Annotated in this window: 18 protein-coding genes; 5 read left to right on the forward strand and 13 right to left on the reverse strand. The window is 72.8% G+C overall.

Annotated elements, in window-relative coordinates; translation table 11 throughout:
* Window positions 1-69: 69 nt before the first annotated feature.
* Window positions 70-1,866, reverse strand: coding sequence for a gamma-glutamyltransferase (gene ggt, locus ACWCP6_RS14325; RefSeq protein WP_450932707.1), 1,797 nt, complete (start codon window positions 1,864-1,866; stop codon window positions 70-72).
* Window positions 1,867-1,970: 104 nt separating this feature from the next.
* Between ggt and ACWCP6_RS14330 the strand changes: the two genes are divergently transcribed.
* Both ACWCP6_RS14330 and ACWCP6_RS14335 read left to right on the forward strand, forming a co-directional pair.
* The gene (locus ACWCP6_RS14330; RefSeq protein ID WP_450932708.1) at window positions 1,971-2,726 is read left to right on the forward strand and encodes a hypothetical protein; all 756 of its coding nucleotides are present in this window, start codon (window positions 1,971-1,973) and stop codon (window positions 2,724-2,726) included.
* 134 nt (window positions 2,727-2,860) lie between these two features.
* Window positions 2,861-4,447 carry a CocE/NonD family hydrolase gene (locus tag ACWCP6_RS14335; protein ID WP_450932709.1) on the forward strand — a complete coding sequence of 529 codons (1,587 nt, stop codon included), beginning with the start codon at window positions 2,861-2,863 and terminating at the stop codon, window positions 4,445-4,447.
* Window positions 4,448-4,486: 39 nt separating this feature from the next.
* On the opposite strand, the gene ACWCP6_RS14340 is transcribed toward ACWCP6_RS14335, so the two are convergent.
* The 5 genes from ACWCP6_RS14340 to ACWCP6_RS14360 all read right to left on the reverse strand — a co-directional run bounded on the left by ACWCP6_RS14340 (window position 4,487) and on the right by ACWCP6_RS14360 (window position 8,261).
* Window positions 4,487-5,353 (reverse strand): amino acid ABC transporter permease, encoded by an 867-nt coding sequence (locus tag ACWCP6_RS14340; RefSeq protein ID WP_450932710.1) that lies wholly within the window; start codon window positions 5,351-5,353, stop codon window positions 4,487-4,489.
* Complete coding sequence (locus tag ACWCP6_RS14345; RefSeq protein WP_450932711.1) at window positions 5,350-5,994, reverse strand: amino acid ABC transporter permease; 645 nt, start codon at window positions 5,992-5,994, stop codon at window positions 5,350-5,352. Before ACWCP6_RS14345 ends, ACWCP6_RS14340 begins: the two co-directional genes overlap by 4 nt.
* An 11-nt stretch (window positions 5,995-6,005) precedes the next feature.
* Window positions 6,006-6,926 carry a glutamate ABC transporter substrate-binding protein gene (locus ACWCP6_RS14350; protein ID WP_450932712.1) on the reverse strand — a complete coding sequence of 307 codons (921 nt, stop codon included), beginning with the start codon at window positions 6,924-6,926 and terminating at the stop codon, window positions 6,006-6,008.
* Window positions 6,927-6,939: 13 nt separating this feature from the next.
* Entirely contained in the window at window positions 6,940-7,683 is a 744-nt protein-coding gene (locus ACWCP6_RS14355; protein WP_450932713.1) for an amino acid ABC transporter ATP-binding protein, read from the reverse strand.
* 104 nt (window positions 7,684-7,787) lie between these two features.
* On the reverse strand, window positions 7,788-8,261 hold the full coding sequence (locus ACWCP6_RS14360) for a DUF6278 family protein (protein ID WP_450932714.1): 474 nt from the start codon (window positions 8,259-8,261) through the stop codon (window positions 7,788-7,790).
* A gap of 348 nt (window positions 8,262-8,609) precedes the next feature.
* Here ACWCP6_RS14360 and ACWCP6_RS14365 point away from each other — a divergent pair, with 348 nt between their 5' ends.
* The 3 genes from ACWCP6_RS14365 (at window position 8,610) to ACWCP6_RS14375 (ending at window position 11,911) form a co-directional block, all read left to right on the forward strand.
* Window positions 8,610-10,442 (forward strand): SGNH/GDSL hydrolase family protein, encoded by a 1,833-nt coding sequence (locus tag ACWCP6_RS14365; protein WP_450932823.1) that lies wholly within the window; start codon window positions 8,610-8,612, stop codon window positions 10,440-10,442.
* Between the two features lie 104 nt (window positions 10,443-10,546).
* Window positions 10,547-11,335 carry an ArsR/SmtB family transcription factor gene (locus ACWCP6_RS14370; RefSeq protein ID WP_450932824.1) on the forward strand — a complete coding sequence of 263 codons (789 nt, stop codon included), beginning with the start codon at window positions 10,547-10,549 and terminating at the stop codon, window positions 11,333-11,335.
* 78 nt (window positions 11,336-11,413) lie between these two features.
* A complete protein-coding gene (locus tag ACWCP6_RS14375; protein WP_450932715.1) occupies window positions 11,414-11,911 on the forward strand; it encodes a hypothetical protein in 498 nt (165 codons plus the stop codon).
* 58 nt (window positions 11,912-11,969) lie between these two features.
* Here ACWCP6_RS14375 and ACWCP6_RS14380 read toward each other — a convergent pair whose 3' ends face one another.
* The 7 genes from ACWCP6_RS14380 to ACWCP6_RS14410 form a co-directional block, all read right to left on the reverse strand.
* Window positions 11,970-12,749, reverse strand: a complete 780-nt coding sequence (locus tag ACWCP6_RS14380; protein WP_450932716.1) for an exodeoxyribonuclease III — start codon at window positions 12,747-12,749, stop codon at window positions 11,970-11,972.
* 58 nt (window positions 12,750-12,807) lie between these two features.
* Window positions 12,808-13,440, reverse strand: a complete 633-nt coding sequence (locus ACWCP6_RS14385) for an MBL fold metallo-hydrolase (protein ID WP_450932717.1) — start codon at window positions 13,438-13,440, stop codon at window positions 12,808-12,810.
* A 77-nt stretch (window positions 13,441-13,517) separates the two neighbouring features.
* Window positions 13,518-14,807 (reverse strand): bifunctional 3-oxoadipate enol-lactonase/4-carboxymuconolactone decarboxylase PcaDC, encoded by a 1,290-nt coding sequence (pcaDC, locus tag ACWCP6_RS14390; RefSeq protein WP_450932718.1) that lies wholly within the window; start codon window positions 14,805-14,807, stop codon window positions 13,518-13,520.
* 376 nt (window positions 14,808-15,183) lie between these two features.
* Entirely contained in the window at window positions 15,184-17,337 is a 2,154-nt protein-coding gene (locus tag ACWCP6_RS14395) for an SWIM zinc finger family protein (RefSeq protein WP_450932719.1), read from the reverse strand.
* A complete protein-coding gene (locus ACWCP6_RS14400; protein WP_450932720.1) occupies window positions 17,334-20,285 on the reverse strand; it encodes an SNF2-related protein in 2,952 nt (983 codons plus the stop codon). The genes ACWCP6_RS14395 and ACWCP6_RS14400 overlap by 4 nt, the downstream gene beginning before the upstream one ends.
* Window positions 20,286-20,406: 121 nt before the next feature.
* Window positions 20,407-20,997 carry a sugar kinase gene (locus ACWCP6_RS14405; protein ID WP_450932721.1) on the reverse strand — a complete coding sequence of 197 codons (591 nt, stop codon included), beginning with the start codon at window positions 20,995-20,997 and terminating at the stop codon, window positions 20,407-20,409.
* Window positions 20,998-20,999: 2 nt separating this feature from the next.
* Window positions 21,000-22,154: an ROK family glucokinase gene (locus ACWCP6_RS14410; RefSeq protein ID WP_450932722.1), complete on the reverse strand. Its 1,155-nt coding sequence runs from the start codon at window positions 22,152-22,154 to the stop codon at window positions 21,000-21,002.
* Window positions 22,155-22,186: the final 32 nt, after the last annotated feature.

The following is a 22,186-nucleotide window of genomic DNA, read 5'->3' on the forward strand; positions in this document are numbered from 1 at the left end:
AGCCCGTCGCCCCGGTCGGCGCACGGCCATCCGAACGGTCCCGCCCCGCCCTCGGGACGGGCGCCGGACTCAGTTCGGCCACACCACCATCGCGGACCCTCCGCCCCTGCGGACCTTCTCCGCGGCCGCGAGCCAGCGGCCGTCGGGAAGGCGCTGGACACCGGTGGCGGCACCGATCTCGGGGTTCTGCCTGAAGGAGTGGCCGATCGACTCCAGCCGGGCCCGCAGGGGGTTGTCCCAGAGGGCCGGCTCCAGTTCGGTCGTCGCCTGGTTGCGCTGGCTGGCGCGCGGCGCGGCGATCGCGTCGACGAGCGGAAGACCCCGGTCGAGGAACTCGGTGAGGGTCTGGAGCACGGTCGTGATGATGGTGGCGCCGCCGGGCGAGCCGAGGGCGACGACGGGCCTGCCGTGCCGGTCGAGCACGATCGTCGGGGAGATGGAGGAGCGGGGGCGCTTGCCCGGCCCGGGCAGGTTGGGGTCGTGGACGGCGGGGTCCGCGGGCGCGAAGGAGAAATCGGTCAGCTCGTTGTTGAGCAGGAAGCCACGGCCCGGGACGGTGATGGCGCTGCCGCCGGTCTGCTCGATGGTGAGGGTGTAGGAGACGACGTTGCCCCACTTGTCGGCGACGGTGAGATGGGTGGTGTTCTCGCCCTCGTACGTCGTGGGTGCCGCCTTGCCCCCGGGGGCGCACGCGGCCGGGTGGCGCGGGTCGCCCGGTGCCAGCGGGCTGTGCAGCACCGCGTCGTCCTTGATCAGGCAGGCCCGGGAGTCGGCGTAGCGCTGCGAGAGCAGTTCCTTCGTGGGGACGTCCTCGAAGGACGGGTCGCCCACCCAGCGGCCCCGGTCCGCGAAGGCGATCCGGGAGGCCTCGATGAAGCGGTGGAGGTACTGGGCCTCGCTCGCCTTCGAAAGGTCGCTCCGCTCAAGGATGTTGAGGGCTTCGCCGACCGTCGTGCCGCCGGACGACGAGGGGGCGATGGAGTAGACGTCCAGCCCCCGGTAGGTCGTCTCGGACGGGGCCTGGCGCTTGGCCCGGTAGGACGAGAGGTCCTCCAGGGTGAGCTTGCCGGGGCGGGCGACGCGGCCCGACGCCGGGTCGACGGGCGGCCGGTTGACGGTGCGGACGACGTCGCGGGCGAGGTCGCCCTTGTAGAGGGCGCCCACGCCCTTGCGGCCCAGTTCCTCGTAGGTGCTCGCGAGATCGGGGTTCTTGAAGGTGGAGCCGACCACCGGCAGCGCACCACCGGGCAGGAACAGCCCGGCCGTGTCGGGGAAGTCCTTGAACCGTGCCTGGTTCTGCTGGGTCTGCGAGCGGAAGGTGTCGTCGACGGTGAAGCCGTCGCGGGCCAGCTGCTCGGCAGGCTTCAGCACCGTGCCCAGGTGCCGGCTGCCCCAGGAGTCGAGTGCCGTCTGCCAGGTGGCGGGCGTGCCGGGGGTGCCGACGCTCAGGCCGCTGGTGACGGCCGCGTCGAAGGGCAGGGGCTTGCCGTTCTCCAGGAAGAGCCCGGAGTCGGCGGTGTGCGGCGCGGTCTCGCGGCCGTCGATGGTGTGCACGGTCCGGGACCCGGCGTCGTAGTACACGAAGTAGCCGCCGCCGCCGACACCGGAGGAGTACGGCTCGGTGACCCCGAGCGCGGCGGCGGTGGCGACCGCCGCGTCGACCGCGTTGCCCCCGTGTCTCAGCACCTCGATGCCGGCCGCCGACGCGTCCGCGTCCACGCTGGCCACCGCACCGCCGTAGCCGACGGCCACGGGCGTCTTCTCCGGGGTGTCCGGCCGATGGGCCGTCGGAGGCGCCGCGCCGACCGACGCCACGGCGGCGGCGACCGCCAGGATGGACAGATTCCGCGTGACAGATCGACGCATGCGTACCTCCGGTCGACGGCCTGGCGCGCAGCGTAACCTCGCACCCGCCTCCCCGTCAGGACCCCCTCGAACCCCCGTGCGCACGCCCGCTACCATGCGCGCCCATGAATGACGACGTGCGCAACATCGTCCTCGGTGTGGTCGCGGCCGCTGTCAGTGCCGCACTGGGCTGGGTCGGCCGTACCTATCTGTGGAAGCGGAAACTCCGCCGCAAGCAGGCGTTCTTCGGGCTTCCAGACAACGCCGAGTCGCTGCTCGTGGTGAACCGCGAGGCGGGCGGGCGGGAGCTCGCGGTGATGCGGCACGACGTGTTCGCCCTGCTGGAGCTGTCCGCCCTGATCAAGGACTGCCGGGCGAACGCCCAGGTGATCGCGCACGACCAGGCGCAGCTGGGTTTCGGTGAGCGCACGGAGTTCTGTGTGGGGGGTCCGGTGTCCAACCGCCGTATGGCGGCCCACCTCCACTCGCTGCTGCCCGGCGTCCGGGTCAACACGGATGCGGAACCGGGGCCGGACCAGGGCGCGTTCCAGATCGGCGGCGAGCGGTACCGGATGGAGGGCGGCACGACGGAGTACGTGATCCTGGCGCGGCTGACGGCCGGGCAGGGGCGGGGCGCCCGGCCGGTGTTCCTGTTCTGCGGGCAGCGCGCGATCACCAATCAGGCGGCGACACGCTATGTGGCCCGGCACCATGAACGACTGGCCCGTAAGTACGGCGGCAACACCTTCGTACTGCTGCTGAAGGTGGTCAACTCGCAGGCGTACGGGCCGGATGTCGTGGAGCTGGCCGCCGATGTGACCCGTGCGGCGCAGACCGCCCTGCCCGCACCCGCGCCGGCTTCGCATCGCGCGACGTCCTGATCCTGTTGCCGTCTGGATTTTCGGCGCTTCAACAATCGTTACTTGTACGTAACTTACCGATGGGTTACCTACGGTAAGACCGCCCGGTTACCGTCGGGTCACTTTGCACTGGCACGAGTCAGGGGGAGCGACTCATGGGAAACCCGCGCAGGGCTTTGCGTACGACCACCGTCGGTGCCGTCTCGGCGGCCCTTCTTGCAGGAGTCGGCCTCGGACTCGCCCCAGTGGCGCAGGCGACGCCGCTGTCCCGGACTGCCGCCTCCGGGCCGCGGTTCGTCGACATCAGCGGCGACGGCGGCACCGTCCTCAAGGCCAACGTGGTCACGCCCTCCGACGCCGACGGCTCCCACCGCTACCCGGTGATCGTGCTGCCCACCAGCTGGGGACTGCCGCAGGTCGAGTACCTGGCCCAGGCACAGAAGCTCGCCGACGCGGGCTATGTGGTCGTCAGTTACAACGTGCGCGGGTTCTGGCAGTCCGGCGGGGAGATCGAGGTCGCCGGGCCGCAGGACGTCGCCGACGCCTCGAAGGTCATCGACTGGGCGCTCGACAACACCCCGGCCGATCCGGGCAAGGTGGGCATGGCCGGGGTGTCGTACGGGGCCGGCATCAGCCTGCTCGCGGCCGCGCACGACAAGCGCGTCAAGGCGGTCGCCGCACTCAGTGGCTGGGGCGACCTCATCGACTCGATCTACAGCGGCCGTACCCAGCACCTCCAGGCCGCCGCGCTGCTCGACGGGGCCGGCTATCTCACCGGCCGCCCGAGCCCCGAAGTCCAGCAGACCTTCAACGACTTCTTCAGCTCCAACATGGACAAGGAGCAGGACATGATCGCCTGGGGCAGGAAGCGCTCCCCGGCGACCTACGTCGACGAGATCAACCACAACGGCGCGGCCGTGATGCTGGCCAACGCCTGGGGCGACACCATCTTCCCGCCCAACCAGTACGCGTCCTTCTTCGAGAAGCTCACCGGTCCCAAGCGCCTGGAGCTGCGGCCCGGCGACCACGCCACGGCCGAGGCGACCGGACTCTTCGGGCTGCCCAACGACGTGTGGACGGACACGGGGCGCTGGTTCGACCACTACCTCAAGGGCGAGGACAACGGCGTCGACCGTGAGCAGCCGGTGCGGATCAAGTCGCGGTCCACCGGCGCCTACGAGTCGTATCCCGACTGGAAGTCCATCGGCACGACGCAGGAGAAGCTGGCCCTCGACGACTCCGCGACCATCCACGCGAACGTCGACTCGGGCGCCGACGGCGGCATCGTGATGCTGTCGAGCACGCTGGACCAGTTCCTGAAGCTGCCGCCGATGGCGTCGATTCCGCTGCTGCCGCGCCGGTGGGCGGCGGTGTGGCAGTCGGAGCGGTACGCCACGGCGCAGCAGGTGCGCGGGACGGCGAAGCTGCACACCACGGTGACCCCGACCAAGGAGAGCGGCACCCTCGTCGCGTACCTGTACGACGTGGGGCCGCTCGGCCTCGGCAAGCTGGTCAGCAACGCGCCGTACACCTTCTACGGAAAGACGCCCGGCGAACCGTTCGGCGTCGACCTGGAGCTGTTCTCCACGGCCTACGACGTGCCTGCGGGGCACCGGCTCGCCCTGGTCGTCGACACGGTCGACCCGCTCTACATCGAGCACAACCCGTCCGGCGCGCAGCTGACCTTCTCCTCGCCGCGTACCGACCCCTCGTACCTGTCGGTACCGCTGCGCGAGCAGTGATCTCCGGCTGCTGCCGGGCGGGCTGAAGCCCTCTGCGAGCTACTGCACACCCGGCAGCAGCGTCCCTGGTTCGGCCGGAGCGACTTCCGCGGCCTTCGTCTTGTAACTGCGCCGCTCGCGCTTGGCCACCCAGTGGGCGAACCAGGAGAGCAGCATGCACATCCCGATGTAGATCGGCGAGATCACCATCACCACGGGGATGAAAGGCAAATCGTAGTCGAGGTTCGACGCGATCAGTTTTCCGGCGTGGAGGAACTCCTCATAGGTGATCAGATAGCCCAGCGACGTGTCCTTCAGGGCCACCACCAGCTGACTGATGATGGCGGGCAGCATGGCCCGCCCCGCCTGGGGTGCGAGGACGTGCACCATGACCTGGGTCTTGCGCAGCCCGAGGGCGTACGCGGCCTCGTGCTGGCCGCGTTCGACGGAGTTGATACCGGAGCGGAACACCTCGGCGAGCACCGAGCCGTTGTAGAGCGCCAGCCCGGAGACGAGCGCGGTCAGCGGCGGCGCCTTCAGCGCCACGAAGATGAAGAAGATCATCACCAGGACGGGCATGGCGCGGAAGAACTCCACGAGCAGCGTGGACAGCCAGCGCAGCGACCGGTGTTCGGAGAGCCTGCCGGTGGCGAGTACCACGCCGATGGCCAGGGAGAGCACCGCGGCGAGCCCGAAGGCCTTGAGCGTGTTGCCCAGCCCGCGCAGCAGCAGCTCCTGGACGCCCTTGTACGCGAAGGGGGTCCATTTGGTCGTGGTGAACTGGTTGGTCGCGAAGAGCAGATACACGATCCAGGCGACCAGCCCGAGGAGCACGACGGCCGACGCGACACCGTAGAGCCTGTGACGCCTGACGGTCCTGGGCCCGGGGACGTCGTAGAGGGCGGAGGCCTGCTGGGTGGCGGTCACCGGGCGACTCCCCAGCGCTTCTCCATCAGATTGAACACGGCACTGATGGCCAGCGTGATGATCAGATAGCCGACGGCGATCCAGACGAAGGTCCAGATGATGTTGTAGCCGAGCTCGCTGAGGACCTTGTAGGTGCCGAGGAGTTCGGTGACGCTGAAGGCGCCCGCGATCGCCGAGTTCTTGGCGAGCGCGATGAGCGTGGAGCCGACGGGCGCGATCACCGAGCGGAACGCCTGGGGCAGCACCACCAGGGACAGGGTCTGCCGGAAGGTCATGCCGAGACTGCGGGCGGCCTCGCCCTGCCCCATGGGCACGGTGTTGATGCCGGAGCGCACCGCCTCGCAGATGAACGCGGAGGTGTAGCAGCCGAGTGCGAGGATCGCGAACACCTGGAAGGGCAGCACGAGACCGAAGCGCGGCAGTCCGAGGAGAACCGCGAAGAACAGCAGGGTGAGCGGGGTGTTCCGCAGCACGTTCACCCAGACCGTGCCGAAGACCCGGAGGGACCTCACGGGCGCCACCCGGAACGAGGCCATGACGAAGCCGAGGACGAGAGCCAGGATCGAGGAGTAGACGGTCAGTTGGACGGTGCCGAGGAAGCCCGCGACATAGGTGGACCAGTTGTTGATGAGTACGTTCACAAATGGCTTTCTCAGGTGGCCGGGTAGCGGTCGATGGGCGGCGGCGTGGGGGCCGGGACACCGGACAGGCCGAGCGTCGCCTCGTACGCCTTCTTCCATTCGCCGTTCTTCTCATCCGCCTCCAGGGCGTCGTCGAGGGCGAAGCGGAGCGCGTTGTCCTTCTTGGGTACGCCGATGCCGTAGGGCTCCTTGGAGAACGGCTTGCCCACCACCTTGAGTTCACCGGGCGCCTTGGCCGCGTACCCCGTGAGGATGGCGTCGTCCGTGGTGACCGCGTCCACCTGATAGGTCAGCAGGTTGTCGACGCACACGGAGTACGTGTCGTACGCGACCGGGATCGCCTTGGGATAGTCCTGCTGGATGCGCTGGTAGGGGGTGGACCCCGCGGCGGAGCAGACGCGTTTGCCGGCCAGGTCCTGCGGGCCCTTGATGTCCTTCTCGTCCTTGCGCACCAGCAGGCTCTGGCCCGCCATGTAGTACGGGCCGGCGAAGCCGACGAGCTGCTTGCGCTTGTCGTTGATGGTGTAGGTGCCGACGTAGTAGTCGATCTGGCCGTTCTGCAGGGCCGTCTCGCGGTTGGCGGACGCGATCGTCTTGAAGCGGATCCTGTCGGGGTCGAGTCCCAGGGACGCCGACATCATGCGGGCGATCTCGATGTCGAAGCCGGCATAGGTGCCGGTCGCGGGGTTCTTCTCGCCCAGGTACGGCTGGTCCTCCTTGACACCCACGACGAAGTAGCCGCGCTTCCTGGCCTTCTGCCAGATGGGCGACTGGGGCAGCTGGACGCCCTGGGCGACCTGGTAGTGCGGAAGCTTCTCGATGTCGGGGCCCTTGAACGGCGGGCTGCCCTCCTTGCCGCAGGCCGCGAGGACCAGGGCGAGCGCGAGTGCCAGGACGCCGCGCGCCGTGCGGGACGTGATCGGTGTGCTCACGGAGGCCTCCCCGTCAGTGCTTGAGGATCTTGGAGAGGAAGTCCCTGGCGCGTTCGGTCTCGGGGTGGGTGAAGAACTGCTCGGGGGTCCGGTCCTCGACGATGCACCCCGCGTCCATGAAGATCACACGATTGGCTGCGGAGCGCGCGAACCCCATCTCGTGAGTCACGACGATCATCGTCATCCCGTCCCGTGCGAGTTGCCGCATGACCTCGAGCACCTCGTTGATCATTTCGGGGTCGAGGGCCGAGGTGGGCTCGTCGAAGAGCATCACCTTCGGGTCCATCGCCAGGGCCCGGGCGATGGCCACGCGCTGCTGCTGGCCCCCGGAGAGCTGCGCCGGGTACTTCCCGGCCTGCGTGGCGAGGCCGACGCGGTCGAGGAGTTCGAGCGAGCGCCGGTCGGCCTCGTCCCTCTTGTGGCGGCGGACCTTCATCGGCGCCAGCGAGACGTTCTGCTGGGCGGTCTTGTGGGCGAACAGGTTGAAGGACTGGAAGACCATCCCGACGTCGGAGCGCAGTGCCGCCAGCTCCTTGCCCTCCTGCGGCAGCGGCCGGCCGTCGACGAGGATCGTGCCGGACTGGATCGTCTCGAGCCGGTTGACCGTTCGGCAGAGCGTGGACTTGCCCGAGCCCGAGGGGCCGATGACGACGACCACTTCCCCCCTGCCCACGGTGAGGTCGATGTCCTGGAGGACATGCAACTGTCCGTAGTACTTGTTCACGTCGCGCAGCTCGACCAACGGATCGACGGCCATGCCAGCCCTACCCACTCTCAGCGGTGTCGGTCCGCGCAAACTACCCATCGCAAAACGGGACTTAACGGACGACACGCACTTACTGCAAGTAACCGTATTGTGCCTTATACCTCCGATACTTCCGCGTACAACTGCGACAGTTCGGGCACACCGTTCGACGCCCAGCCGTGTCCGGCGACCACGACGTCGACCTCGCGCCCGGACGGCAGCCGCACCGTGGGCCGGCCGTTCGACCAGACCTCCCACTCCGCCCCCGGAACGGTCCGCACGATCACCGTGCCCAGGTAGAGCCCCGCGTCGTTGCCCAGCCACGGCAGGATCTCCTCGTCCTCGCGCCACCGCGGGACGAGTTGGTCCAGAGCCTCCAACGAGGCCGCGGAGTCGTCGAGTTCGACGCCCGCCAGCTGCGCCTGGGAGCGGAGCAGCTCGCACTCGGAGAGCAGTTCGGCCACCCCCTCGGGATCGTTTCCGCCGCCGGGGAAGACCGCCACCCCGAAGGCCGCACCGTGCCGCTTGCGCCACCTCCCCAGCAGCGGCTTGCTCCATTTACCGAGGAAGGGGATGAAAGGGACGTTCATACCACCCAGCGTGGCACTGAGACCCCCTGCCGCACCACAGGCGCGCGGGGCGGCACGGACCGCGCGGAAGCGGCCGTCCGGGCGGTGTTCCGGCCGACTTCCCACGGATGGCGTTGACGCGTCCCTGACCCCTCTCTAGCTTCGGGGCGCATCTGTCACCTCGTCTGCGAGGGAGGGATCGCCGTGCGCGGACGCGTCTGGGGTCCGTCGGTGGTGCTGGCTCTGCTGGCGGCGTCGGTGCCGGTGGCCACGGCGCGCGCGGCGGCGCCGTCGCGGGTGCCGGTCACGCCGGCGTCGACGCAAGGGGTATCGGCGCGGGAGGCGTCGGCGGTGGCGCCGGCGCGGGGGGTGTCGCACGTACGGGCGGCGCCGCGGCGGGATGCGCCGCGTACGCCGTCGGCGGGCAGGCCGCTGCCGCTGGAGCGGCTCTTCGACAACCGCGCGGTCAGCGACGACGCACGCCCCGGTGCGGCGGACGTCGACGGTTCCGGGCGCTCCCTGTCGGCCCAGGACCTCAAGGCCGCCGGCTGGACGCCCGGCCGCGCGCTGACCGTGGAGGGGGCGCGCCTGGCCTGGCCACGGCGTGCGCCGGGCGAGCCGGACAACGTCCGCGCCGACGGCCAGCGGGTGCGGGTGCGCGGGCACGGGGACGCGCTGGCGTTCCTGGTCACGGGGACGAACGGCGACCGCTCGGGGAGCGGGTCCGCCGGGGGCGCCGGGGGCGGCCGGTCCGCCGGGGACTCGGGGTACGGGTCCGCCCGGGCCCCGTGGCGCGGCTCCACGGGCGCCGGGGGCCTCGGCACCGTCCGTTACCGTGACGGCTCGCGCGGGACGTACCGGCTGACCGCGCCCGACTGGCGCACCGGCCCGCTCGCGACCAAGGCCGTGGCACTCCCCCACGTCAACACGCCCGGCGGCCAACTCGCCGAGCAGGCACGGCTGTACGTCGTCACCGTGCCGCTCGCGCACGGGCGCGAGGTCGCGTCGGTCGAGCTGCCCCGGGCGCGGCCCGGCGGTCCGGACCTGCATGTGTTCGCGCTGGCGGTGCGGGCCGCCGCCGGGGGGTGGACGGGCAGCTGGTCGGCGTCCACCTCGGGATACGCACCCGTGGGGCCCTGGTCGGACCGGACGCTGCGGCTCGTGGTGCACACGTCGGCGGGTGGCTCGCGGATCCGGATCCGTCTGGACAACACCTTCGCGTCGGGGCCCGTGCGGGTGGCCGGCGCCACCGTGGCGGTGCGGCAGGCCGGGGCCGGGGCGCGGGGCATTCCGGTGCCGCTGTCGTTCCGGGGCGCCCGGGGCACCGAGATCCCGGCAGGGACCCAGGCCTTCAGCGATCCGCTGCGCTTCGCCGTGCCCGCGCGGACCGATCTCCTGGTGAGCCTCCATCTGCCGGGCACCGTCACGGCGGCGCCCCTGCACAGCCAGGCCCTCCAGCGCTCGTACGTGAGCGTGCCGGGCGACCACACGGCGGAGGGCTCCCCGGCGGCGTACACCTCGACGATCACGGCCTGGCCGTTGCTCACCGGGGTCGATGTGGGCGGCGGGCCCGGCTCCGTGGTGTTCCTCGGTGACTCGATCACCGACGGGGTGAGGTCGACCGAGGGCGCCGACCGCCGGTGGCCCGATGTGCTGGCGGGGCGGCTGCTCGACCAGGACGAGGTACCGCACTACGGCGTCCTCAACCAGGGCATCTCCGCGAACCGCGTCGTCGCCGACCGCTACCCGGGCGACGGCGTCTCCACCGACACCGGCGGGGTCAGCGCGCTGCACCGGCTGGACCGCGACGTACTGGCCCAGACGTCCGCCCGGACCGTGGTGGTCTTCCAGGGCGTCAACGACGTGCGGTGGGGTGCCGGCGCGGAGTCCGTCGTCGCCGGGCTCCGCGAGATCGCCGCGCGCGCCCACGCCCGCGGCCTGCGTGCCGTCGCGGCGACCATCGCCCCCTGCGAGGGCGAGGCGCTGTGCACGCCCGCCGCCGATGCGCAGCGCCGGGGCGTCAACGCCTGGCTGCGCGCGGGCGGCACCGGTTTCGACGCGGTGCTCGACTTCGACGCGGTGCTGCGGGATCCCGGGCATCCGGCGCGCCTGCTGCCCGCCTACGACAGCGGGGACCACCTGCATCCCGGCGACTCGGGGCTTGCAGCGCTGGCCGGGTCGGTGGACCTCCGGGTGCTGTAGGGGCGGGGCGGTGGGCCTCCGAGTGCGGTAGGTGCGGCAGTCGCCGTTGACAATATGCAGGTGAATACCTGCATAATCGAGAAGTGAGCCTCGAAGCAACAGCGATGGACTCGGTGTTCAAGGCGCTGGCCGACCCCACGCGACGACTCCTGCTCGACCGTCTGCGCGAGCACAACGGCCAGACGCTGCGGGAGCTGTGCGAGCGCCTGGCCATGGCGCGCCAGTCGGCGACACAGCACCTCGACATCCTCGAGCGGGCCGGCCTCGTCACCGTCGTGCGGCGTGGACGGGAACGGCTGCACTACCTCAATCCGGTGCCGATCCACGAGATCGAGGAGCGGTGGATCTCGGGGTTCGACAGGCCCCGCCTGCAAGCGATCAGCGCCATCAGGAACCAGGCAGAGGAATACGCCATGACCGACGAAACAACGCCCGTACCGACCTATGTCTATGTCACCTACATCCGCGCGAGCGCGGAACAGGTGTGGCAGGCCCTGACCGACGCGGACCTGACGGCGCGCTACTGGGGGCACGCCAACGTCTCGGACTGGCAGCCCGGCTCCGCATGGGAGCACCGCCGCGTCGACGGATCGGGCGTCGTCGACGTCGTCGGCCGGGTGATCGAGACCGAGCCCCCGACCCGCCTGGTCATCACCTTCGACGACGCCCCCGACGCCGGGACACCGCGGGAAGCGTCGGTGGTCACCTTCCTCGTCGAACCGCACCAGGACATCGTCCGGCTCACCGTGACCCACGAGAACCTCCCCAACCAGGAGATGCTCGGCGGCATTTCGCAGGGCTGGCCGGCCGTGCTGGCGAACCTCAAGTCGCTGCTCGAAACCGGCGAGGTCCTCCCGCAGGCGCCGTGGGAGATGACCCGCACGCACGGCTGAGACACCGGCCGTCACGGGTCCTCCCGGTGCGCACCCCGTTCCACTCCGCGCCCGCCTCACATACAGCAGGAGACTTCCATGGACACCACCGCGCTTCGGGATGCCTACCGGGCGCTGCTGGACGCCGCAGCCACCGTGGCGGGCTCCGGCGGCACGAACCCCGTCCCGCCGCCCGGCGAATGGAACGCCGACGAGATCCTGGCGCACGTCACGGTCGTCGGTGCCGCCACCCTCTCCGCCGTCTCGGCCGTGACCTCGGCGGCGCACACGACGTACGACAACCGCATGGCGCTCGACCCCTGGACCATCGCACGCGTCATCGAGCGCGCGGGCGGCACCGCAGGGCTCCGGGACCGCGTCCGCCGCCAGGGGGACGCGCTCTGTGCCCTGGTCGGGCCCGTGCTGAGCGAGGCAGAACTGGACACGCCCGTGCCCACCCTGCTCCTGTCCAAGGGCGCCGTCCTGGTCGACGGCCTCGTCCCGCTGAGGGATCTCGTCACGGGCCTGGCGGACGTGGAGCTGCCCGGCCACACCCGGCAGCTACTGTCCCTCCTGCCGGAGGGCGCGGCCGCCTGAGCCCTTCGGATCAGGCCGCACCCGCTCCGCGAGCCCGGCGTGATCCGAGGGACAGGTCCTAGACGTCGAGATCCACCACGACGGGCGCGTGGTCGCTCGCGCCCTTGCCCTTGCGCTCCTCACGGTCCACGTAGGCGTCGGAGACCGCCTTGGAGAAGGCCTGGTTGCCGTAGACGAGGTCGATGCGCATGCCCCGGTTCTTCGGGAAGCAGAGCTGGCGGTAGTCCCAGTACGTGAACGGGTGGTCGTACTTGAGGGGGCGCGGGACCACGTCGGAGAGGCCGGCCTCGCGGAGGGAGGCGAGGGCGGCGCGCTCGGCGGGAGTCACATGCGTGGCACCGTCGAACGCGGCGATGTCCCAGACGTCGTCGTCGGTCGGCGCCACGTTGTAGTCGCCCATCACCGCGAACGGCCGGCTGCCCTGGGCGTCGCCCGCCACCGCCGCCCGCAGGGCCTCGAACCACTGGAGCTTGTACGCGTAGTGCGCGTGCTCCACCTCTCGGCCGTTCGGCACGTACACCGACCAGACCCGGACCGGGCCGCAGGTCGCCGAGAGCGCGCGGGGCTCCTCGACGCCCTCGAACCCGGGGTCTCCGGGCAGGCCCCTGACCACGTCCTCCAGGCCGACCCGGGAGACCAGCGCCACGCCGTTCCACCGGCCCGTGGCGTGGACCGCCGACTCGTACCCCAGCTCGCGCAGCTCGTCCGCGGGGAAGCCCGCCTCGGTGGTCTTGGTCTCCTGGATGCACAGCACGTCCGTCCCGCTGCTCTCCAGCCAGGCGAGCAGCCGCGGGAGACGGGCGGTGATCGAGTTCACGTTCCAGGTGGCGATGCGCATGGGCACCAACCTACCCGGCGCCACCGACAGCGCACCGCCTCCCCGGGGAGCGGGCGCCTCACACCTCCGCGGAGCCGCCCGGCGTCAGCCGCAGGTGCTCGGCACCGCCGAGCGCCCCGATCTGGCGGTCGTAGATCGGGCGGGCGAGGTCGGTCAGGAGCGCGTCGTGAATGTCGTACGCGCGCTGCGGCTTGACCTCACGGACGTAGTCGATGACCTCGGAGATCTTGTTCCAGGGGGCGTGCACCGGGAGCATCAGCGTCTCGACGGGGTGGCCGGGGACGGTGAGCGCGTCGCCGGGGTGGAAGACCGAGCTCTCCACCAGGTAGCCGACGTTGGTGATGCGGGGGATGTCCGGGTGGATCACGGCGTGCAGCTCGCCGTGCACCTGCACGTCGAAGCCGGCCGCCGTGAACGTGTCACCGTTGCCGACCGTGTGCACCCGGCCGGGGAACGCCGCCGAGATCTGGTCCGCGACGGAGCGCAGGGTCCAGATCTCGGCGCCCGGGTTCGCTTCCATGGCGGCCCGCAGCCGCCCCTCGTCGAAGTGGTCGGCGTGCTCGTGGGTGACGAGGATCGCGTCCGCGCCGACGGCCGCGTTCTCCTCGCTGAAGCCGCCGGGGTCGATGGCGAGGGTGCGGCCGTCCTTCTCGAGACGGATGCACGAATGACTCTTCTTGGTGAGCTTCATACGGCACATCCTGCTCCCCGGGCCCCACCCTCCGCCCCGGGGGCGCGCACCCGGGGTCGACCGCGTCGCCGGGCGGGCTATCCGCGCGGCGTGGTCTCCTCGCGGATGACCTGCTGTGCCACGCGGAACGCCGAGTTGGCGGCGGGCACACCGCAGTAGACGGCGGCCTGCAGCAGCACTTCCTTGATCTCGTCCGGGGTGAGTCCGTTGCGCAGGGCGGCCCGGGTGTGGAAGGCCAGCTCGCCGAGATGGCCGCCCGCGACGAGCGCGGTGAGCGTGACGCAGCTGCGGGCGCGGCGGTCGAGGCCGGGGCGGCTCCACACCTCGCCCCAGGCGTAACGGGTGATCAGTTCCTGGAAGTCGCCGGAGAATTCGTCGGCCTCCGTCAGCGCCTGGTCGACGTGCGCGTCGCCGAGCACCTCGCGGCGCACCTTGAGCCCCGTCTCGTACGGGTCCGGCCGCCCGTCCGCGGCAGGCTGGACGACCGCGGCCGCGATCTCCCCGAGAGGAGCGACCGGCGGCGGCGCGAGCACCGGCTTGACGGGGGGCGCCTGGATGGCGGCCTGGACCGTCGTGTCGGCGGCCGCCTGCCAGGCGGTGCCGAAGTGGCGTACGAGCAGGTCGGTGACGGCGGCGGGCTGCTCGACGGGCGCCAGATGGGAGGCGCCGGGCACCACGGCGAGGCGGGCGTCGGGGATGCCGGCGACGAGCGTGCGCGCCTCGGCCGGACCGGTCACCTGGTCCTCGGAGCCGACGAGGACGAGCGTGGGGACGCCGATCCGGCCGAGCTCGGGGCGGACGTCGAAGGAGGCCAGCGCCTCGCACGCGGCGATGTAGCAGCCCGGATCGGTGGTGCGCACCATCTGTACGGCCCACTCGGTGATCGCCGGCTGGGCGGCGGCGAAGCCCGGTGTGAACCAGCGCTCCGGAGACGTGCGGGCGATCGGGTCGAGGCCGTTGGTGCGCACGATCACTCCGCGCTGACGGAATTCGTCGGCCGTGCCGAACCTCGGCGACGCGGCGATCAGCACCAGCGAGGCCACGCGTTCGGGATGGCGAAGCGCCAGCTCGGCGCCGATGGCGCCGCCCAGTGCGCAGCCCGCGTATCCGAAACGCTGCACGCCCAGCGCGTCGAGCGTGCCGAGCAGCCGCTCCGCCAGCTCCCCCACGGACCCCACCGGATGGGCCGGGGCACCCCCGTGGCCCGGCAGATCGAACCGGAGCACTCGCCACTGCCGGGACAACTCGGGGACCTGCCGGTCCCACATGTGCCAGGTGGTGCCGAGCGAGGGGCCGAGGATGAGGACCGGGGCGTCTTCCGGGCCGTCGAAGCGGTACTGGAGGGCAGGGGTCTTCGTCTCACTCACTCGCTCCACGCTATCCATCGGCGCTCCCTGGTGATGCAACGGGTCCCCTTCGGCGGGCCCGCGGATCCGCGCGGCACCGCCCTCCCGAGAGCGTGTCCCACACGGTGGGGCGAGGGTGGCGGGGATCGTGTGCAAGTACCGCGAGAAACCCGTGCAGACAGGGCGCGAGCGGCTCATACGGAGCTTTGCGGGATGCTCGCGCGGACAGTCTCGAACGGCCGGCCGCCAAGATCCACGAGGGGTTTGCGCGGGGGCCGCGAGGGGGTGCGGACCTGTCCGCGCGGACTGATGCACTGGGTTGCGAGGGGCTCGCCCCGATGCTCCCGGCCGCGTGGGCGTGCGCCAGGGCACAGGAGCGTGCGCCCGGCGCGTCCGGTCAGTCCCGCGCCGGGGTGCCGCCGCGCTCGCCGCTCCCGGAACCGAGACCGAGGCCGGTGAGCGCGCCGACCGGATCGAGGTCGGGTGTCCCCCGCGGCCACCAGTCGTCGTGGCCGGGCTCCGACTCGTACGCGTACCAGAGGCCGTCGCGGCCCAGGCGGAGCTGCAGGTGACCGTCCGGGTGCGTGAGCTGGTTGTGCCGGGGCCGGAAGGGCGGGAAGTCGGCGGCGAGAAGCGCCGGGCGGGCACGGTCGAAACGCCCGGCGGGCGGGTCCCAGGGCTCTTCGAGCACGGTCAGAGCGGCTTCGCCGCCCTGGCGCCAGGCGGCGACGGCGCGGGCGAGGTCGGCGGCGGTGCGTCCGGTCGCCTCGGCGAGGGAGGCGTAGAGCGCGCGGGTCGCGGCGGTCAGGCCGGAGCCCGGATGGGCCGCGGCGAGGCGTACGGCGTCCTGCCACAGCGTCAGCCCCGCCAGGGGGTCACGGCCCCGGGTGAGCAGCGTGTGGGCGCGGGCTGCGGCGCCGGTGGCCAGCTGGTCGAGGGCGAACGGGTCCGGGCCTCCGGGCACCGCGGGACAGGCCGGGGGCTGCTCGGGGTGCGGGGGCGGCGGGAGAGGTGCGGGCAGGGGCGGCAGCGCCCGTGGCCTGACGGCGTCGCGGGCGCGGAGGCCGGGGAGCGGGGCGGGCAGCGCCGACGCGGCGGCGCGTGCCGCATTGCGCTGCGCGAGGGCGTCGAGGACGTCGTGCTCGCCCCTCCCGCGCAGGAGCAGCAGCAGGAACGGGTCCTCGTCGAGGAGCCGCGCCGTCGCGTAGCAGAGCGCCGCGGCGTGCTTGCAGGGGCGTCCGGCGTCGGGGCATCCGCACTCCGTACGGAGCTCGCCCGGGCCGGGCAGCAGCGCGCCGTCCTCGGCCGCCGACTGCGGCAGCTCCTTCTCCAGCAGGGCGGCGATCCGGCCCGGCGCCGCCGCAGCGGCGTCCAGGAAACGCTCCCACGCGTCCGGGGACCACCTGCGCACCTCGAGCCGCACCCGGTAGGGGCGCGGCCTGCTCCCCTGCACATAGGCCAGTACTTCCCCGGGCGTCACCCTGACCGTCCCGACGTGCCCTTCCTCCGCGTACGCCCGCCCCCGGGCGAGCCGTGCCGCGTCGACGGCGCCGTCCTCCAGCGCGGCCACCCAGGCCCGTCCCCACCACGTGGTGGCGAACGGGCGGGTGCCGCCGCCGTCGCGGGGGTGTGCGGGGGCCGTGGCGGCGGTGCGGTGGTGGATGTCCGCGCGGCCGGGATCCCCGGGACGGGGGGCCGGTGCGCTTCCCTGCGCCCGCCCGGCCCGGGGCGGCGGATCCCCGTCGCCCGCCGCGCGCCGGTCGCCCTCGGCTGCTCGCTGCCCCGCGTCGCGTCCCTCCGGGGCGGCCGTGGCGGCACGCGCCGAACGCAACGCCTCACGCGCCACGTCACCGGGCCGCCCGCCGTCCGCGGACGCGTCCACCCGGGCATCCCGGCCCGGCACGTCACCCTCGGCGTGCGCGTCGGCGGACGTGTCCGGATCCGCCGCACCCTCCGCACCCCGCGCCGAACGCAGGGCCTTACGCGCCACGTCGCCGGGCCGCCCGCCGTCGGCCGGCACGTGGGCCCCCGTGCCCGGACCCCGCGCGTCGCCGTCGGTGGGCTCGGCCGGCAGGGCATCGGGACCCTGCGCGGCGCCCCCGGCTGCGCGCCCCGAACGCAACGCGTCACGCGCCATGTCACCAGGACGCGGCGCCCCCTCGGACGTGCCGGCTGGGCCGGCCGGGGCCCGCACGTCCTCCTCGGCGGACATGCCGGCGGGAACGTCGGAGTGGCTGTCGGGGTCCTGCGCGGCACGCCGGGCTGCGCGCGCCGCGCGGAGTGCCTCGCGCGCCACGTCACCGGGGCGGCTCTCGTCCGCGCGCTCCTCGGCCTGCCCCGCGGCGAGGGCGCTCCCGCTCACCCCCGCAGAGGCGGGACCGGTGGTCACGCCAGGTGTTTGCGGACCGGCGGTCACGCCCGGGGTGCCGGCACCGGCCGTGTCGCGGTCCGTCTCCGGTGGGTTCCCGGCACGGCGGGCGTCCCTCAGGGCGCGGCGCACGGCGTCGGCCGGGCGGGGAGCCTCGTCCTGTCCGCCGTCTGCGCCGCTCATGGCTGCCTCCTCAGGGACACCAGGTCGGCGAGTTCCCGGTCCGTCAGTTCGGTCAGCGACGTCTCACCGGTGGCGAGGACCGCGTCGGCCAGGGCGCGCTTGGCATGCAGGAGGTCGGCGATGCGGTCCTCCACGGTGCCCTCGGTGATGAGGCGGTGGACCTGGACCGGCTGGGTCTGCCCGATGCGGTGGGCGCGGTCGGTGGCCTGGTCCTCGACGGCGGGGTTCCACCAGCGGTCGACGTGGATGACATGCCCCGCGCGGGTGAGGTTGAGGCCGGTCCCCGCCGCCTTGAGGGAGAGGACCAGGACCGGGGTCCCCCCGCTCTGGAAGCGGTCCACCAGGCGTTCGCGCTCCGGCACCGGGGTGCCGCCGTGGAGGAGGCCCGCCGGGACCCCGCGTACCGCGAGGTGCGCGGCGATCAGTCGGGCCATGCTCACGTACTGCGTGAAGACCAGCGCCGAGCCGTCCTCGGCGAGGATGGTCTCCAGGAGTTCGTCGAGCAGTGTCAGCTTGCCGGACCGGGCGGCGAGGCGGTGGGCGCCGGACGGTGGCGGGCCGGGCTGCACCAGTGGTCCCGCCCCGTGCGGCGCCGCCGCGTCCGGCTCCGGAACCGGCTCCTTCAGGTACTGCGCCGGGTGGTTGCAGATCTGCTTCAGGGACGTGAGCAGCTTGAGGACCAGGCCCCGGCGGCCGATGCCGTCGGCGGCCTCGATCGCCGCCATCGACTCGCGGACCACCGCCTCGTAGAGCGAGGCCTGCTCGCGGGTGAGCGAGACCGGGTGGTCCGTCTCCGTCTTGGGCGGGAGTTCGGGCACGATGCCCGGGTCCGACTTCCTGCGGCGCAGGAGGAAGGGGCGGACGAGCCGGGCCAGGCGCTCCGCCGCCCCGGTGTCCTGGCCGTCGGCGACTCCGCTCTCCACGGCCCGCGCGTGCCGGGCGCGGAACGACGTGAGCGGTCCCAGGAGTCCGGGAGTCGTCCAGTCGAGCAGCGCCCACAGCTCGGAGAGGTTGTTCTCGACGGGGGTGCCGGTGAGCGCGACGCGGGCCGGGGCGGGGATGGTGCGCAGCGCCCTCGCGGTCGCCGAGTAGGGGTTCTTGACGTGCTGTGCCTCGTCGGCGACGACCATCCCCCACTTCCGGTCGGCGAGCTGCTGCGCCGCCGACCGCATGGTGCCGTAGGTGGTGAGGACGAACCCGCCGGTGTCCATGCCGTCGAGGGTGCGCCCGGCGCCGTGGTAGCGGCGGACGGGGACGCCCGGCGCGAAACGGGTGATCTCCCGCTGCCAGTTGCCGAGGAGCGAGGCGGGGCAGACCACCAGGGTGGGCTCGGTGCGGGCGCGCCGCAGGTGCAGCGCGATGACGGTGACCGTCTTCCCCAGGCCCATGTCGTCCGCCAGGCAGCCGCCGAGACCCAGGGATGTCATGAGGTCGAGCCAGGCCAGGCCGCGCAGTTGGTAGTCCCGCAGCCGGGCGTTCAGACCGGGCGGCGGCTCGGCCGGGGTGAGGCCCGCGGTGAGCCGGTCGCGGAGCGCGGCGAGCGCGCCCACCGGGACCGCGTCGACCGTCTCGCCGTCGATCTCGGCGGTGCCGGTGAGGACGGTGGCCAGCGCGTCCACCGGGTCCAGCAGGCCGAGGTCGCGCTGCCGGGCCTTGCGGACGAGGGCCGGGTCGACGAGCACCCAGCGGTCGCGCAGCCGGACGACCGGGCGGTGGGCCTCGGCGAGCACGTCCATCTCGGCTTCGGTGAGCGGATCGCCGCCGAGCGCGATCTGCCAGCGGAACTGCAGGAGTTCTCCCCCGCCGGCGGCCTCTCCCCTGCGGGATCCCCATGCGTCGAAGAAGGCGGTGCCGTCGGTGGCCGAGCCGGGCGCGGGCCGGACGACGGCGGTCGCGCCGAGGTCGTGGGCGAGGTCGCGCGGCCAGTGCACGGCGACACCGGCGGCGCCGAGCCGGGTCGCCGCCGGGCCCAGCAGGTCCGTGAGTTCGTCGTCGGAGAGGGCCAGGACGTCGGGCGCGTCACGGTCGGCGAGCCGGTCGAGCGGGGGCCAGACGCGGGCCGCGCGGCGGACGGCGAGCGCGGCGTCGATGCGGGCGCGGGGGCCGAACGGCGCGGCGGGCACGCCGGCTTCGGCCGCCCACAGCTCCGCCACGTCGACGACGAGGGCGGGGTCGGCGAGGCTGTGCACCTGGACGACGGCCGCGCCGGCGTCCCTGCCCGTGCCCGCCTCGTCGAAGAGACGGTGGGCGGACAGGTCCAGGCGCAGCGAGATGCGGACGCCCGCGTCCATGCCCGCCGCGACCTCGGCGGCCCAGTCCCGCGCGCCGGGCATCCGCTGCGGGGCGTGGGCGGCGAACGGTGCGCCGACGGCGTGGGGCGCCGCCGGGGTGCGGGGCAGCGTGTCGGCGACGGCGTCGAGGAACGCGCGGACCAGGGCCTCGGGCTGGGGCAGCTCGAGCGGCCGCCGCCCGGGGAGCGGGCTCGCGTGCCCCTCGTGGGGCAGTCCGGCGGCGACGGCCCGCAGATGGGCGGTGTCGTCGGCCTCCAGGGGGCCGGCGCGCCAGGCGTCGTACCCCTCGGCGGTGAGCCCGGGCAGCAGGCGGCCCCGCGCGACGAGCCGGAGGGCGTGCAGCGCGGCGGCGCCCCAGCAGGCCGTGGCGGGGTGGGCCGCCCGGTCGTGCCGGGCGCGCACGAGCAGCGGCAGCGCGTCGCCGATGGGCAGGGACAGTGCCGGCACGGGCACGCTGCGTACACCGTCGCCGCGGGGGCGCACCACCGTGAGCTCCCGGGTGTCCCCCGCGCCCGGAGCGGGCGGCAGCTCGGCGCCCCGGGGGTCCCAGAAGGCCATGCGGCCCGCGCGGGGCGGCTCGGCGGGCAGGAACACGGCGGCGAGCCGAAGGAGCGCGGTGGCGTCGGGAGGCAGGGGTGTCCCCTCGCCGTCCGTCATGGGCCCGTCACCTCCGCCCGCTCGTCACCTCGGCCTCGTCGCATCGACGCCTTTCGACTCTACGAGGGGGGTCCGACAACGGGCCGTGCCGCCGGTCCCGCGGAGGCCGGGCACCCGTCGGTCAGGGCGTGGTCGTGGACACCACGTACACCTTGGGGTGCGCGGGGTTGGCGCGGTTCACGACGATGTTCAGGGTGGGCTGCGGGTCGGCCTGCGCATGGGTCAGGCCGGACCAGGGGCCGGTACCGGTGAAGTCCCAGCCGACGATCTTCCGGTTGCGTGCGCTGATGGAGATGTCGTCGGCGTGCAGCGCGTCGACGCTGGTCCCGATCCGGGTGAGGAAGCGGTCGAGGCCCTCGGGGTTGGTGACGAACTGGACGTAGAGCCGGCTGGTCTTCCAGTTGTTGGTCTCGTAGGAGGCGACGCCCGCGGAGTAGCCGGGGACGGGCACGTCGTAGAGGCGCCGCTGCACCTTCGACGGCCAGCCCACGGAGAGGCCCGTCGCGGAGTACTTCGCCTCCTTGTCCTTGCCGCTGTCCCGGCTCTGGTCTGCGCATATCAGCAGATACACGGCGGGCACGCCGATGAGCAGCACGATGATCAGCAGCGTGATCGCACGGCGGCGGATCATGTGGCGGCGGTCCTCGACGGGGCGCCGCGGCCCGTCCGGGGGCGACGCCTGTCGGGGCACGGTGGGCGTGTCTGCTGCCATGTCTACGGGGTTCCCTGGGTGGAGCTGGAGGTACGGCGGGCCTCGGCGTAGCGCGCATAGCGCTCGTACCGCTCTACGCGGCGCCGCTTGGCCCGGCGGAAGCGCCGGGCGACCAGGCGGGCCAGGTCCGCCGCACCGACCATACCGGCCTCGGGTCCGAGCTGGGCGCGGGCGATGCGGGCCTCGGGGCGGTAGCCGCGGCCGGTGAGGTGGCGGCGGAAGGCATCCCGCGCGGGGCCGATGAGGAGGTCGTCGGCGGCCGAGACACCGCCGCCGATCACGAAGCAGGAGGGGTCGAGGGCGGCGGCCAGATTGGCGATGCCGACGCCGAGCCACTGGCCGATGTCCTGGAGCAGTTCGATGCACATCGCGTCGCCCTCGCGGGCGAGTTCGGTGATGAGCGGGCCGGTGATGTCGGGGATGTTGCCCTTGACGCGTTCGATGATGTTGTACGCGACCGGGGAGTCCGCGGAGGCGAGTTCGCGGGCCTCGCGGACAAGGGCGTTTCCGGAGCTGTACTGCTCCCAGCAGCCGCGGTTGCCGCACGGGCAGCGGTGGCCGCCGGGGACGACCTGCATGTGTCCGAATTCACCGGCGACACCGAATTTGCCGCGCTTGACCTGACCGTCCTCGAGGATCGCGCCGCCGATGCCGGTACCGAGCGTGATCATGACGAGATGGTCCTCGCCGCGGCCGGCGCCGAAGCGCCATTCCGCCCAGGCCGCGGTGTTGGCGTCGTTGTCGACCATGACGGGGACGGCGAGGCGGCTGGAGATGCGGTCGCGCAGGGGTTCGTTGCGCCACGACAGGTGGGGCGCGAACAGGACGCGGTTGCGGTCGGCGTCGACCCAGCCGGCCGCTCCGATGCCGACCGCGTGCACGTCGTGCCGGTCGGACAGATCGAGCACCAGCTCGACGATGGTGTCCTCGACGACCTTGGGGCTCTTGGACTTGTCCGGGGTCTCGGTGCGGAGCCGCTCCAGGATGTTCCCGTCGGCATCGACGACGCCCGCCATCACCTTCGTACCGCCGATGTCGATGCCGACCGTGGGAACGCGGGGCGCCGTCAGGTGCGATCGGCGCTCGCGTGTGCCCACGGTCCGCAGGACGGTGGCGCGTGCGGAGCCACGGTGTGCGAGATCGCGGTAGGTGCTCATCGGGCCGATTCTGCCTCACGCGGCCTCGCGGG

The sequence above is a fragment of the Streptomyces sp. NPDC002004 genome (assembly GCF_053593975.1).

Coding starts and splice junctions, on each gene's coding strand:
- ACWCP6_RS14405 (WP_450932721.1), bottom strand. CDS start 20,997: ATGGCAGCAGACACGCCCACCGTGCCCCGACAGGCGTCGCCCCCGGAC.
- ACWCP6_RS14335 (WP_450932709.1), top strand. CDS start 2,861: ATGGGAAACCCGCGCAGGGCTTTGCGTACGACCACCGTCGGTGCCGTC.
- ACWCP6_RS14360 (WP_450932714.1), bottom strand. CDS start 8,261: ATGAACGTCCCTTTCATCCCCTTCCTCGGTAAATGGAGCAAGCCGCTG.
- ggt (WP_450932707.1), bottom strand. CDS start 1,866: ATGCGTCGATCTGTCACGCGGAATCTGTCCATCCTGGCGGTCGCCGCC.
- ACWCP6_RS14410 (WP_450932722.1), bottom strand. CDS start 22,154: ATGAGCACCTACCGCGATCTCGCACACCGTGGCTCCGCACGCGCCACC.
- ACWCP6_RS14400 (WP_450932720.1), bottom strand. CDS start 20,285: ATGACGGACGGCGAGGGGACACCCCTGCCTCCCGACGCCACCGCGCTC.
- ACWCP6_RS14375 (WP_450932715.1), top strand. CDS start 11,414: ATGGACACCACCGCGCTTCGGGATGCCTACCGGGCGCTGCTGGACGCC.
- ACWCP6_RS14385 (WP_450932717.1), bottom strand. CDS start 13,440: ATGAAGCTCACCAAGAAGAGTCATTCGTGCATCCGTCTCGAGAAGGAC.
- ACWCP6_RS14330 (WP_450932708.1), top strand. CDS start 1,971: ATGAATGACGACGTGCGCAACATCGTCCTCGGTGTGGTCGCGGCCGCT.
- ACWCP6_RS14380 (WP_450932716.1), bottom strand. CDS start 12,749: ATGCGCATCGCCACCTGGAACGTGAACTCGATCACCGCCCGTCTCCCG.
- ACWCP6_RS14395 (WP_450932719.1), bottom strand. CDS start 17,337: ATGAGCGGCGCAGACGGCGGACAGGACGAGGCTCCCCGCCCGGCCGAC.
- ACWCP6_RS14355 (WP_450932713.1), bottom strand. CDS start 7,683: ATGGCCGTCGATCCGTTGGTCGAGCTGCGCGACGTGAACAAGTACTAC.
- ACWCP6_RS14370 (WP_450932824.1), top strand. CDS start 10,547: ATGGACTCGGTGTTCAAGGCGCTGGCCGACCCCACGCGACGACTCCTG.